8 protein-coding genes are annotated in these 13477 nt (G+C 72.3%); 7 read left to right on the top strand and 1 reads right to left on the bottom strand.

The genetic code is table 11. The features are described from left to right. Positions 1 to 55: 55 nt before the first annotated feature. Positions 56 to 1306 carry an ROK family transcriptional regulator gene (locus ABD259_RS15345; RefSeq protein ID WP_344103910.1) on the top strand — a complete coding sequence of 417 codons (1251 nt, stop codon included), beginning with the start codon at positions 56 to 58 and terminating at the stop codon, positions 1304 to 1306. A 405-nt stretch (positions 1307 to 1711) separates the two neighbouring features. Here ABD259_RS15345 and ABD259_RS15340 read toward each other — a convergent pair whose 3' ends face one another. Beyond that, entirely contained in the window at positions 1712 to 6628 is a 4917-nt protein-coding gene (locus tag ABD259_RS15340) for an ATP-dependent helicase (protein ID WP_344163206.1), read from the bottom strand. A gap of 107 nt (positions 6629 to 6735) precedes the next feature. On the opposite strand from ABD259_RS15340, the gene ABD259_RS15335 reads away from it, so the two are divergent. From ABD259_RS15335 to rny, 6 genes are all read left to right on the top strand, one after another. Beyond that, complete coding sequence (locus ABD259_RS15335; RefSeq protein WP_344103918.1) at positions 6736 to 6930, top strand: DUF3046 domain-containing protein; 195 nt, start codon at positions 6736 to 6738, stop codon at positions 6928 to 6930. Between the two features lie 258 nt (positions 6931 to 7188). After that, positions 7189 to 7968, top strand: coding sequence for an ATP-binding cassette domain-containing protein (locus ABD259_RS15330; protein WP_344163205.1), 780 nt, complete (start codon positions 7189 to 7191; stop codon positions 7966 to 7968). Further along, positions 7968 to 9293: an ABC transporter permease gene (locus ABD259_RS15325; RefSeq protein WP_344163203.1), complete on the top strand. Its 1326-nt coding sequence runs from the start codon at positions 7968 to 7970 to the stop codon at positions 9291 to 9293. Before ABD259_RS15330 ends, ABD259_RS15325 begins: the two co-directional genes overlap by 1 nt. Positions 9294 to 9505: 212 nt before the next feature. Further along, entirely contained in the window at positions 9506 to 10729 is a 1224-nt protein-coding gene (gene recA, locus ABD259_RS15320) for a recombinase RecA (RefSeq protein WP_425573530.1), read from the top strand. Further along, positions 10722 to 11336 (top strand): regulatory protein RecX, encoded by a 615-nt coding sequence (locus ABD259_RS15315; RefSeq protein WP_344163198.1) that lies wholly within the window; start codon positions 10722 to 10724, stop codon positions 11334 to 11336. The genes recA and ABD259_RS15315 overlap by 8 nt, the downstream gene beginning before the upstream one ends. A 391-nt stretch (positions 11337 to 11727) precedes the next feature. Beyond that, entirely contained in the window at positions 11728 to 13311 is a 1584-nt protein-coding gene (gene rny, locus ABD259_RS15310; RefSeq protein ID WP_425573529.1) for a ribonuclease Y, read from the top strand. Positions 13312 to 13477 lie beyond the last annotated feature (166 nt).

Here is a 13477-nt window from a genome sequence, read left to right as displayed (position 1 = left end):
GCCGCTAAACTAACAAGAAAGTTTCCTAATAAATAGAGATAGAGGTATCACGGTTATGTCTCGACGCCCTGGGACTCCGCGGCTGCTGCGGCAACTGAACGACCGCGCCGCTCTGGAGCTGCTGCTGTCCTCAGGGCCGATGACCCGCACCCAGCTCGGGCGCGAGACCGGACTGTCCAAGGTGACCGCCTCCCAGCTGCTCTCACGGCTGGAGGAGCGCGAGCTCGTGCACGTCGTGGGCAGCCAAGCGGGCGGCCGCGGCCCCAACGCCGCCCTGTACGCCGTGGTGCCCTCCAGCGCATACGTGGCCGCCCTGGACGTGAGCGCCACGGGGGTGAGCGCGGCCGTCGCCGACATCACCGGGCAGGTCGTCGGGGAGATCAGCATCGACCCGACGGCGGCCCCCGACCCCGTCGAACTCGTGCACACCACCGTCCTGAAACTGCTGGAGAGCGCGGACATCCCGCAGGACCGCCTCAGCTCCTGCATCATTGGAACGCCGGGCGTGGTGGACCCGCGGAGCGGCGACGTCCGGTTCTCCTTCGACCTGCACGCCTGGCACGGCGGCGTGCTGGAGCGCCTGCGGGCCGGCCTGCGCAGCGCGGTAACCATACAGAACGACGTCAACCTCGCCGCCCTGGCCGAACACGCCGAGGGGGCGGCCGAGGACACCTCGGACTTCGTCCTCATCTGGCTCGGCAGCGGGGGCGGCGTCGGCATGGCGATCGTGCTCGACGACCGCATCCACACCGGGTACTCGGGCGGCGCGGGCGAGATCGGCTACCTGCCCGTCCCCGGTGCGCCGCTCCCCGACGACGTCGGCCTCCCCGGCGGCTACCAGTCACTTCGCACCGCCTATGGCAGACCCTCGCTCGCCCACGGCTTCCAGGCGCTGGTGGGCGCACAGGCGATCATCGAACTCGCCGCCGAACACGGATTCGCCGGGAGCGACGTCGATCCCGGCGACGCCGCCAACGTCACCGCGGTTCTCAGCGCCGCCCGCGAGGCCGGCCCCGAGGGAGAAGCCTTCCTCGACGAGTTCGCCGAGCGCATCGCCCGGGGCGTGGCGTCGGTGTGCGTGGTCCTCGACCCGGGACTCGTGGTCCTCGGCGGCGAGATGGCCCAGGCCGTCGGCGCGGACCTCGCCCGCCGCGTCGCCGACGCCACGACCCGCATCGGCCCCAACGCCCCCAAGGTCGACATCGGCCGCGTAGACAGCCCCGTCCTCCGAGGCGCCCTGCTGTCGGCACTCCAGCAGGCCCGTGAGGAGGTCTTCTCCTCCACCCTCGCCCCACCGCGCACGTAGCGAGCGACGCGGTGGCGGCGCGGGGGAGCTGGTCGCGGGTGGTCGTGGTCCACCGGAACGATGGCGCTCTGCCGGGGCAATCACGTCTGCTGGGCGGCTTCGTCGGTGTTCTTGGGTGAAAAGCAGCACCGAGGCCGGTGAGCGCTCTCCTGCCGCAGGCCCCCTCTAGCGATGATCATGGGGATGGTCCCGGCAAACCGGACAGAACCGGGACCGTTCCCATGATCATCGCGGGGGACTTGTGGCAAACCGGGCATACCCGGCGCACGGCGGCCGCCTCCCCTCAGGAGCCCGGTGCCGCCAGCCCCTCCGCCCTCGGTGCTGCTTTTCACCCAAGAACACCGGAAAGGAAGAACACCGACAAGGCCGCCCAGCAGACCCAGCCGCTCCCTTCGTCCGGGCTGCTTATGACCGCAGGCGCAAGCCCTTCGGGGTCGGATGGAACCCTGCCGAGGTCAGCGCGGAGTCGAGCGGGGTGTCGAAAACCGGTTCTCCGTCGGCGCGCTCGACGGTCAGGGTGGACAGGTAGCCGGTGTGCACGAGATCGGCGAGCGCCGACGCGGCACGGGCCAGCGTCGGTTCGTCCGAACCGAAGGTGAGGACGGTCCGTCCGCCCCGTTCGAGGTAGAGGGCCAGGGCGCCGTCGTCGAGGACTACCAGTGCGCCCGCCTTCCTGCCGGGTCGTGCTCTGCCTTCCGGTGTCTCCGGCCAGGGCAGGGCCGCGCCGTAGACGTTGGCTGGGTCGGCGGCGGCCAGGACCAGGGCGGACTCCTGGTCGCCAGTTGTGCCCGCGCTCGTGTCTCCGCCTCCGCCAGGGAATGGTTCCACCGAGCGCAGGCGGTCGACGGCCCCCGGGAGAGCGAACTGGGCCGCGCCGAGACCGTCGACGAAGTAGCCGCGGCGCGCCTTGCCCGCCTCCTCGAAGGCGCGCAGGACGGGATAGACCGCGCTGAACCCGCCCGCTCCGCGTGGGCTGGCCCCGTTCCCGCGCCGGTCGCCCCGGCGCTCCTGCTCGGCGACGACGGGCCCCCGGGTCACCACGCCGTAGCGGTCCAGCAAGGCGGCCACCCCGGCGTGCCCCCGGAGCGTCGGGTCGCCTTCGCGGTCGGGCAGCACCGACCAGCGGCCCGCGACCGTCGGCGGCCCGGTCCGCGTGGGCAGTGCGGGGCGCCGGGACCGACTGCGGTGGGTCGCGCGCCCCGCACCGAGCAGGGAGCGCAGGGGTGCGAGGGTGTCGTTGGTGATCCACCCGGCCCACGCCAGGTCCCACAGCGTGGCGACGAGCCCCGCGTCGGAGACCGCCGCGACCCCTTCGCGCTTCATCACCCGGTCGGCGATGTCCCGGAAGAACAGGGCACCGCCGTCCCGCAACGCCTCCAGCACCTTCTCGTGCAAGGGGGAGAAGGCGATGTCGATCCGCTCGGGAAGCAGGGTGTCGGCCTCGTCCGCGGGTACGAGGCACAGCCAGCCGTCGGACGCGGGCGCTGGACCCCCCGGCCGTCCCCCGCCACCGGAACGGGCGGCGCGCGCGCCGCCCCCTCCCGAGGTGATCCCGCCGGCGCCCGCCCAGACCACCTCACCGGCCTGGGTGAGTTCGTCCAGAAGGGCGGGGACGTAGCCCTCGACCCGAGCGGGCAGCACGAGCGACTCCAGCGCCGACGCGGGAACGGGCGCGCCGCGCAGCGACCCCACGGCGGTGAATACGGCGTCCGGCCCGCGCAGCCGCCGTCCGGCGGCGCTGGTCCGGCCGGGCGTGGTCGGGGACGCCGTGCTGGTGATCGGACCGACGTGCTGCCAGGCGGGTACGAACCGGGCCAGTGCCCGCGGCGGGACCGGTTCCACCTCGCGGCGCAGCCGACTGATCGAGCTTCGCCGCAATCGGCGCAGCACATCGGCGTCGCACCACTCGGTCCCGTGTCCGCCAGGGCGGAACTCCCCCTCCAGGACCCGGCCTTTGGCGCCCAGTCGGCGCAGGGTGTCCAGCACCACCGAGCGGCCCAGGCCGAACCGCGCGGCCACATCGTCCACGGTGAACGGACCGTGCGTGCGGGCGTAGCGCGATACCAGGTCGGCCAGCGGATCGGCGACCGGTTCGGCGAACGCCTCGGCCGTTCCCGCGAACGCGCCGGCCGAGCCGCTGGCCCTCCCGGCGTCCGGTGCCGCCAGCCACGGTGGCAGTTCCGCGCCCAGCGCGTCGCGCAGCCGCGCTGCGTCCTCGACCGCCGCCCAGCGCTCCTCTCCGGCCACCCGCACCCGGATCGCCCGGCGCCGTGCCTCCAGTTCGGCGAGCCATTCCGCTGGGTCGGCGCCGGTTGCACCGTCCTCGGCCCCGGTGGTGCGGACCCGCGCCTCGGCCGTGCTCAACGGGCCCAGATCGCGCAGCAGGTCGGCCATGCCCTCCACCCCGTCGTCGGGCCGTATCCGCCGCTCGGCGGTGAGCCGCTGGAGCCGCGCGTCCAGCTCTGCGACGACGTCCGGATCGAGCAGCTCCCGCAGGTCTGCTTGGCCGAGCAGGTCCGCGAGCAGGGCGGAGTCCAGCGTCAGTGCCTGCGCCTTCAGCTCGGCCAGCGGTGCGTCCGCCTCGTAGAGGAACGCGGCCGTGTAGCCGAGCAGCAGGGATTGCGCGAAGGGGGACGCCCGCGGTGTCTCCACCTCCACGACGCGCACGCGCCGGGCCTCGATGTCGGACATCAGCTCGGTCAGACCGGGCACGTCGAACACGTCGCGCAGGCACTCCCGTACCGCCTCCATCACGATGGGAAACGACCCGAACCGGCTGGCCACTGCCAGCAGCTGCGCCGACCGGTGCCGCTGCTGCCACAGCGGCATGCGCCGCCCTGGGCGCTGGCGGGGGAGCAGCAGCGCCCGGCTCGCGCACTCCCGGAACCGGGCCGAGAACAGGGCGGAGGAGCCGATCTCCGCCGTGACCGCGTTCTCGGTTTCGTCGGGGTGCAGAGTCAGGAGTTCCGGCAGTGCCCCGGAGCGTCGCGCCCGGGTTCCGCGGCCGGGCCCCGTCCCCCTGTCCGGGTCCGCCACCTCGTCCACGTCCGGAAGTCGCAGCACGATCCCGTCGTCGTCGTGCACTACCTGCGCGTCCAGGCCGTAGCGTTCGCGCAGCCGCGCGCCGATCACCAGCGCCCACGGTGCGTGGACGCGGGCGCCCAGCGGCGAGTGGATGACCGCCCGCCAGTCGCCCAGCTCGTCGCGGAAGCGTTCGACGACGATCGTGCGGTCATCGGGGATGTGGCCGGTCGCCTCGCGCTGGTCCTCCAGGTAGGAGACGAGGTTCGCGGCGGCCCACGCGTCCAGTCCGGCCGCTTGGGCGCGCTCCAGCGCGGCCGGGGCGTCCCTCGCGCCGAGCTCCCGCGTCAGCGCGCCGATGGCCCGCCCCAGCTCCAGCGGGCGCCCCATCGCGTCGGCCTTCCAGAACGGCAGCCGTCCCGGGCGGCCCGGCGCGGGGGAGACCAGCACCCGGTCGGCGGTGATGCCCTCGATGCGCCACGCGCTCGAACCGAGGACGAACACGTCGCCAACGCGTGATTCGTAGACCATTTCCTCGTCGAGCTCGCCTACGCGGGTGGGACCGGCCCCGCGTGCCCGCCTCCCGCCGCCGTCGGGGGCCGGGCCGCCGGGAGTCGCGCTTCCGTCGGCGAGGTGGACGGCGTAGGCGCCCCGGTCGGGGATGGTCCCGCCGCTCACCACGGCCAAGCGTTGCGCACCCGGTCGGCCTTTGACCGTTCCCGCCTCCCGGTCCCACACCAGGCGGGGACGCAGCTCGGCGAACTCGTCGGACGGGTAGCGACCGGACAGCATGTCCAGCACGCCGGACAGCGCCGAGTCCGGTAGCGACGCGAACGGGGCCGCGCGTCGGGCGAGCGCCGCGATCTCCGCCACCGCCCACGCGTCCATCGCGGCCATCGCCACGATCTGCTGCGCCAGCACGTCCAGCGGGTTGCGGGGCATGCGCAGCTCTTCGATCTCCCCCGACCGCATACGCTCCGCCACCACCGCGGTGGCCAGCAGATCGCCGCGGAACTTGGGAAACAGCACGCCCTGGGAGACCTCGCCGACGTGGTGCCCGGCGCGTCCGACACGTTGCAGGCCACTGGCCACCGAAGGCGGCGACTCCACCTGGATCACCAGGTCGACCGCGCCCATGTCGATTCCCAGCTCCAGGCTTGAGGTGGCGACCACGCAGGGCAGCCGTCCCTCCTTCAGATCGTTTTCGATCACCGCGCGTTCGCTCTTGGACACCGACCCGTGGTGCGCCCGGGCGATGACCGCCGCGGATCCCCGGCTCTGGCCCGACTGCCCGGAGAGCTGGGCGGCGATAGCGGGCGGGGGTAGGGGACGTTCGTCCGCCCGCTCCGTGGCGAGTTCGTTGAGCCGTGCGCACAGTCGCTCCGCCACGCGTCGGGAGTTGGTGAAGACGATCGACGACCGGTGCCGTTCCACCAGGTCGAGGATCTTCTCCTCCACGTGCGGCCAGATCGAGGTGCGCGCCTTGGCCGCGGTGTCATCGGAGCGCGACGAGTCGATGGTCGCCTCCAGCTCCGTCATGTCCTCGACCGGAACGGAGATCCGCAGATCCAGGTGGGGGCGGTTCGGTGGAGCGACGACGGTGGCCGGGCGGGCGCCGCCCAGGAACGACGCGACTTCGGCGGCGGGGCGGACCGTGGCGGACAGCCCGATGCGCTGGGCGGGCCGGTCCAGCAGCTCGTCCAGCCGCTCCAGACTCAGCGACAGGTGGGCGCCGCGTTTGGTGCCCGCGAGCGCGTGCACTTCGTCCACGATCACCGTCTCGACCCCGCCGAGGCCGCCGCGCGCCTGTGAGGTGAGGATGAGGAACAGTGATTCCGGGGTGGTGATGAGGATGTCGGGCGGTGCGGTGCCGAGCTTGCGGCGCTCGGCCGCGGGGGTGTCGCCGGTGCGCACGCCTACGGAGATGTCCGGCACGTGCTCGGCCATCCGCTCGGCGGCGCGCCGGATGCCTGACAGCGGCGCCCGCAGGTTCCGCTCGATGTCCACCGCAAGCGCCTTCAGCGGGGAGACGTAGAGGACGCGGCAGCGCCGCGCCCGGTCCGGGGGCCCGGCGGGTGCGTGGGCCAGGCCGTCCAGCGCCCACAGAAACGCCGAGAGCGTCTTTCCCGACCCGGTGGGCGCGATGACGAGGCTGTTCTCGCCTCTGGAGATCGTCTCCCAGGCACCAGTCTGCGCCGGGGTCGCTCCGCCGGGGAAGGCATCGCGGAACCAGGCCCGCGTGGCGGGCGAAAAGCGGGACAGGGCGTCGCGGCCGCCCCCGCCATCGGGATCGGAGCTCATGGCCCCAGTGTGCATCGGCGCGCCGACAGAGTCGCGGCGCGGCCCTCCCCGCGGTGGTTCCCAGCTGCGAATCGACACCACGCGTGCCGCCCCCGATACTGGTAGGGATGAGACTCTCCCACTTCTGGAACCGCATGCACGAGCAGTTCGGCGAAACCTACGCCGAAAGCCTCGCCCGCGACTACGTGATCGAGGCCCTCGGCTCGCGCACGGTGTATCAGGCCCTCGCCGAGGGGGTCGGCGCGAAGGAGGTCTGGCGGGCGGTCTGCGACACCTTCAACCTGCCCTCGACCGTCCGCTAGCCACAGCGCCGCTCGCTCCTGGACGGCTCCTCGGCGCTGTCGGCGTGCCCACCGTGCGAGAAGGAGTACGGGCCGCCGGTGGCCCCCGGACGACGACACAGTAGAATTCTCCCATTTCGACAAACGCTCGATTGTTGAAATCGTCCGTCCAGTCGCTTCCTCTATTTTGGGTCGACGCAAATCGGCGTGGTCGTAGGATGGAATTCGTGTGTTTTTTTGAGTCCGGCGCGAACCAGTGATCGACCAGGGGCGGTCTCCATGAAGGTCCTGGCTGAAGGCGTGAAATTCGGCTACTCCGCCGAATCCAAGGTGCTCGACAGGGCCACGTGGGTGGTCAATTCCGGAGTCACGGGACTTATCGGTGAGAATGGGGCGGGCAAGACGACGCTTTTGTCGATCATCGCCACGCTCAAACGACCGCAGCGCGGCCGCCTGCTCATCGGCGGGCACGATGCCGCCCGCCCCTCGGGGCGGCGTGCCGCACGTCGCCTGATCGGCTTCGTCCCGCAGAGCTACACGCTGGCGGGAGAGCTCACGGTGACCGACACCGTCGCCTACGCCGCGTGGGTGAGCGGGGTGGGCCGCACCACGTGCGACGCCGCCGCGGAGCGCGCGATGCGCCTGGTCGGTCTGCCGGGGCGGGAGCGGCGCCGGGTCCGCGCTCTCCGGGCTGACGAGCGCCGCCTCGTCGGGATAGCCGCGGCGCTCGCCCACGACCCCGAGATCCTGGTGATGGACGCGCCTGCCGACGGCCTCGACGAGGCACAGCGGGCGCGACTGCGCGTGATTGTCACCCGCCTGGCGCGCGACCGCACGATCATCCTGTCCTCCTGCGCCGCGGCGGACATCGCCGATATGTGCGACGAGACGGCGGTGCTGGCGGGCGGCCGGATCGTCTACCGGGGGAGCCCCGCTGCGGCCGGGGCACTGGTGGAGAACGGAGCGCTCTCCCAGGGGTCGCGCGTCGGCATCTCCGAGCCGTGCGTCGGGAACGGCGGCCTCCGGCGGGACACCCGGCAGCCCCAAGGAGGGCCGTGATGCCACGACGGTTCCTCTGCCTCGGCTGGCCCCTACCTCCCCTGGTCCTCCTCCTGCCCTCCACTGCGATCACCCTCGTCACCTGGTTCGCCACCGCTGACCAGCTCACCCTGTCCGCCCCGGACTGGACCCGCACCTCGGGGCTGATCGCCGACCAGGCCCGGCTGCCGACCGTCCTGGCAGCAGCGTCCTCGGGCTTCATCGCCTCCCGTCTCACCCCCCGCACCCGGATCTTCGCCCAGGCATGGCAGGTCCGCACCGGCTGGCCGACCGTACGGCGCCATCTCCTTACAGCCCTCGGCTGGTTCCTCGGCGCCTACCTGCTGGGGCTGGTGCCGCTGCTGTGGCAGACCGCCGTGCGGGCCGGACACGGCATCCCCGACCCGTTGGTGGCGGGCGGCGCCTTCCTCGGATTCGCGGCTCTCGTTGCCCTCGGGTACCTCGTGGGCACGGTGATCGCCACCCCGTTGGCCGTACCTGCCGCGGCGGGCGCGGCGCTGCTGATCCTGTACCTGCCGGACCTCCTCGGACAGTGGGGCGCGCTCGCCCCCGCTGTGGCAGCGGACCTGCCGCACCTGGGTATGCGCGAGGAGCGTCCGTTCGCCGCCTTCCGCCTGGCCTTCTCCGCCCTCGCCCTGGTCGTCGCGGCGGTACTGGCCGCGCACCTGATGCGGGTCGGTCGGAGCCAGCCGGTCGCGCCCTACGGCGCGGTGGCGGTGCTGCTGGGGGTGGGGCTCGCCGTGGTCCCCCAGCACCCGGCGTGGGGCTGGATGGAGCACCACCCGCGCAAACCGGAGGTCTGCGAGGACCGCGCCTCCGTGCGGGTCTGCGTCCACCGCGGGCACGAGGCCGAACTCGCCGCGACCGCCCAACGGGCCGCCCTTGTGGTCGACGCCTACGGGCCCGACGCGGTGGACTTCCACGAGGTGCGCGACCTCAGCCTGGCGCGCAGCCACGATGATGTGCTCATCGGGTCGCGGCACGGGGTGGTCTGGCTGCGCATCCGTCCCGGGTGGGCCCCCGAACACGAGGTTCCGGGGGCCATCGCGCGGCGGCTCGTCCCCGACGCCACGGCGACGTGCGGCTCCGGCGGGGTCGCGCGCCTGCATCCCGGCGCCGAACCTGAACAGCGGCGCGCCGCCGTACTGGTGGAGCTCGGCGCCTGGCTGGAGAGCCACACCCCGCGGCACCCGGACGGCGCCGCCCCCGACGACTCCCTCTTCGGGACGGTGGCGGGCGACGAGGTGCGCGCGTGGATCCGCGAGGAGCAGGGCAGCATCGACGCGTGCGAGGTCGCCCCCGAGGAGCTGCCCTGGCTGGGGTGATGGCGGGGCCGGCACGGTGCGCGGCGACGCGCCGCCCCCGCGTCGAACAGTCGAACAGAAGTTCGGGTAGTGTGGTCATGGAATCGGAGTCCGCGGAAGTGGCGTGAGACACTAGTGGTCTACGGAGCGCCCATGATGGCGGAAGTTCGCTGGGCCCACACAGCGCTACCAGCGCGGCGGCCATCCACAGGGTGACGCGGAACCGTCGTCAAATGTCAGTACGACCGCGTAGCGTCACTCCCGAGATGAAGAAGAAGACACCGACCCAACAGGGGTTCCCCGTGGCAGTTGCTGACCGAGACAAGGCTCTCGAAACCGCGCTCGCGCAGATCGAGCGCCAGTTCGGCAAGGGCTCCGTCATGCGCCTCGGCGATGACGACCGCCCGCCGATCGAGTCCATTCCCACCGACGCGATCTCCCTGGACGTCGCGCTGGGTATCGGAGGGATCCCCCGGGGGCGGATCGTCGAGGTCTACGGCCCGGAGTCCTCCGGTAAGACGACCGTCGCACTGCACGCGGTGGCCAGCGCCCAGCGCATGGGGGGTATCGCCGCGTTCATCGACGCCGAACACGCGCTCGACCCCGAGTACGCGAAGAAGATCGGCGTCAACACCGACGACCTCCTGCTGTCCCAGCCCGACACCGGTGAGCAGGCGCTGGAGATCGCCGACATGCTCATCCGGTCCGGCGCCGTCTCCATCCTCGTCGTCGACTCCGTCGCCGCGCTCGTGCCGCGTGCCGAGATCGAGGGCGAGATGGGCGACAGCCACGTGGGCCTGCAGGCCCGGCTCATGTCCCAGGCGCTGCGCAAGATCGCGGGTGCGCTGCACCAGACCGGGACCACCGCGATCTTCATCAACCAGCTGCGCGAGAAGGTCGGCGTCATGTTCGGGTCGCCCGAGACCACCACCGGTGGCCGGGCGCTGAAGTTCTACTCCTCGGTCCGCCTCGACGTCCGCCGTATCGAGACGCTGAAGGACGGCACCGACGCCGTCGGCAACCGCACACGCGTGAAGGTCGTGAAGAACAAGGTCGCCCCGCCCTTCAAGCAGGCGGAGTTCGACATCCTCTACGGCGTCGGCATCTCGCGCGAGGGCGGTCTGATCGACCTCGGCGTGGAACAGGGCATCGTGCGCAAGTCCGGTGCCTGGTACACCTACGAGGGCACCCAGCTGGGCCAGGGCAAGGAGAACGCCCGGAACTTCCTGCGCGAGAACGGCGACATGGCCAACGAGATCGAGAAGAAGATCAAGGAGAAGCTGGGCATCCCCACGCAGGGCGACGACAGCGCCGGCTCCACCACCACCCCCGCCGCCGGAGCCAAGGACGGCGCCGCCACGGAGACCACGGCCAAGGAGACCCCGGTCAAGGGGTCCGCCGCGGCCGCCGCCAAGCGCACCACCAAGTCCAAGGCCACGCCGTCGACGGATGCCTGATCCGCGCACGGCGATGGACGAGGATCTGACGCATCCCGCAGCAGGGGTGACAGAGGAGGGGACCGAGCGGGCGACCGTGCCGGGCGGGGCCGCCCGGCCGGACGACGACCCGGAAGCCACGGCGCGCGGCATCTGCCTGCGGCTGCTCACGTCCGCGCCGCGCACCCGGGCCCAGCTCGAACAGGCGTTGCGGAAACGCGGTATCCCCGAGGAGGTGTCCGCGCACGTCCTCGGCCGCTTCAGCGAGGCCGGACTCATCGACGACGAGGCGTTCGCCGGTGCGTGGGTCGACTCCCGGCACACCGGGCGCGGGCTGGGCCGCCGAGCGCTCGCCGCCGAGCTTCGGCGTCGGGGCGTGGCCGAGGAGACGGTCCGCGACGCCGTCGGCGACATCAGCGCCGAGCAGGAGGAGGCCACCGCCCGGCGCCTGGTCCGGCGCAAGCTCGACGCTTCGCGCGGCGCGCCCGACGCAACCCGGGTGCGTCGTGTCATGGGCATGCTGGCGCGCAAGGGCTACGCCGCGGGCCTGGCCTACCGGGTGGTCCGCGAGGAGCTGGAGGCCGAGGGGTCCGAGTTCGATCTGCCCGACCCCGACCTCGGTACATAGCAGGCGGGCGCCGACGTAGGGTCCGGCGCCTCGGCCCGGAGTTCCAGGTGGCCGGGTGTCCGCCCCAGTGTCGGGGCGAACTTTTCCCTCCCCGCGGACATCCGATATCGGGCCGTCCGCCCAGGTGGCACCCGCTGCCAGCAACTCGGACTTCTGGTTCGTCGCAGGTCAGCCGCGCATTCCGGTTGCCGCGGGGGGCGCGCACCCCTACCCTCGCCGCAGCGACGAAGTGAACGATGAGTCAACGTCACAGGCGGGGGTAGCCCTCTCGCGCAGAGAGACGACGTGTGCACCAGGAGTATCGGTCTGGCCGGTCGCGGGTCGTTGCCGCAGTCGGCCGGACGGCGGACGGGGGATTCCCGCCGTCGCGGACATGGTGGGGGTGGGGCAATTGGGGGCTGTCAGTGACAGCCTGCTACTCGTCGGACTCGTGGCCCTCGTCGCGCTGGCGGGTGTCCTCGTCGCCCTGGGCAGAGCCGTGTGCGCCGCGCGCCGACGCCAGGCGTCCGCCTGGGCGGAGATCGCCGCGGCACGCGACCGGGCCGCGCGCGTCGCGGCCGAGGCGGAGCGGGCCGCCGCCCAAAAGATTCAGGAGGCCGAGGAGCAGCTGGCCGTGCGGCGTGCCGACGCGGAGCAGGAGTGGGCGGCCGTCCGCACCGAACTGGCCGACCGGCGCGGCGAACTTGAGCGGCGCGAGGCCCGGCTGGTGGAACGCGAGCGGCGGCTCGACGACGACCTCGGTCGGCTGGCCGAGTCCCAGCGGCGGGTCGACGAGCGCACATCCCTGCTGGACGAGCGCGAACAGCGCGTCACCGAGGTGGAGCAGGAGCGCCGCAGGGCGCTGGAGACCGCCGCGTCCCTTACCGCCGAGGAGGCCAGGGCCGCCCTCGTCGCGGAGGCCGAAGGTCAGGCCAAGCGGGAGTCGGTCGTGCTCGTCCGCTCGATGGAGAAGGACGCGCTCAAGGACGGCGAGGCGCGGGCCCGCGAGATCATCACCACGGCCATCCAGCGGCTCGCCACCGAGCAGACCACGGAGTCGGTGGTCACGGTGTTCCCACTGCCGGGCGAGGAGATGAAGGGGCGCCTCATCGGGCGGGAGGGCCGCAACATCCGTGCCTTCGAGATGACCACCGGGGTCAACGTGATCATTGACGACACCCCCGAGGCGGTCCTCCTCTCCTGCTTCAACCCGCTGCGCCGCGAGGTCGGGCGCCGCACCCTGGAGAGGCTCGTGCTCGACGGGCGGATCCACCCCCAGCGCATCGAGGAGGTCTACGAGGCCAGCCGCGCCGAGGTGGGCGAGCAGTGCGTGCGTGCGGGTGAAGACGCGCTCGTCGACACCCAGATCACCGGCATGCACCCGGAACTGGTCGCCCTGCTGGGGAGGCTGCGGTACCGCACCTCCTATGGGCAGAACGTGCTCAAGCACTCCATCGAATCGGCGCACCTCGCCGGAACGATGGCCGCCGAGCTCGATCTTGACCCCGCGATGATGCGACGCTGCGCCCTGCTCCACGACATCGGAAAGGCGCTGACGCACGAGGCGCAGGGCAGCCACGCGCTGGCCGGGGCGAGGGCCGCCCGCAGGTACGGCGAGTCCGAGGAGGTCGTGCACGCCATCGAGGCCCACCACAACGAGGTGGAGGCGCGCACGGTGGAGGCAGTCCTGACCCAGGCCGCCGACGCCATCAGCGGGGGGCGGCCGGGCGCCCGCCGGGCGTCCCTGGAGTCCTACACCGAGCGCCTGCACCGGATGGAGGAGATCGCCCACGAGAACACGGGGGTGGAGAAAGTCTTCGCGATGCAGGCCGGGCGGGAGGTGCGGATCATGGTCCGCCCGGACACCGTCGACGACATCCAAGCCCAGGTCATCGCCCGCGACGTCGCCAAGCGTGTGGAGGACGAACTCACCTATCCCGGCCGCGTCCGCGTCACCGTCATCCGCGAGTCGCGCGCCACGGAGACCGCCCGCTGACGACCATCCTCCGTTGATCTCGGCGGTATCGACCGAATTCCGGCGGGCCGCGTCAAGTGGTGAGTGCAACCATGGCTCACGCCACCGGGTCGGGAGCGATCAGCTCGGCCAGACGCTGGGCCGGGGTATCCCACCCCAGCGTCTGGCGCGGCCGGGTGTTGAGCTC

The organism is Nocardiopsis rhodophaea, from assembly GCF_039530945.1.
GTDB lineage: Bacteria > Actinomycetota > Actinomycetes > Streptosporangiales > Streptosporangiaceae > Nocardiopsis_C > Nocardiopsis_C rhodophaea.
This window is presented reverse-complemented; position numbering and strand designations above follow the sequence as displayed.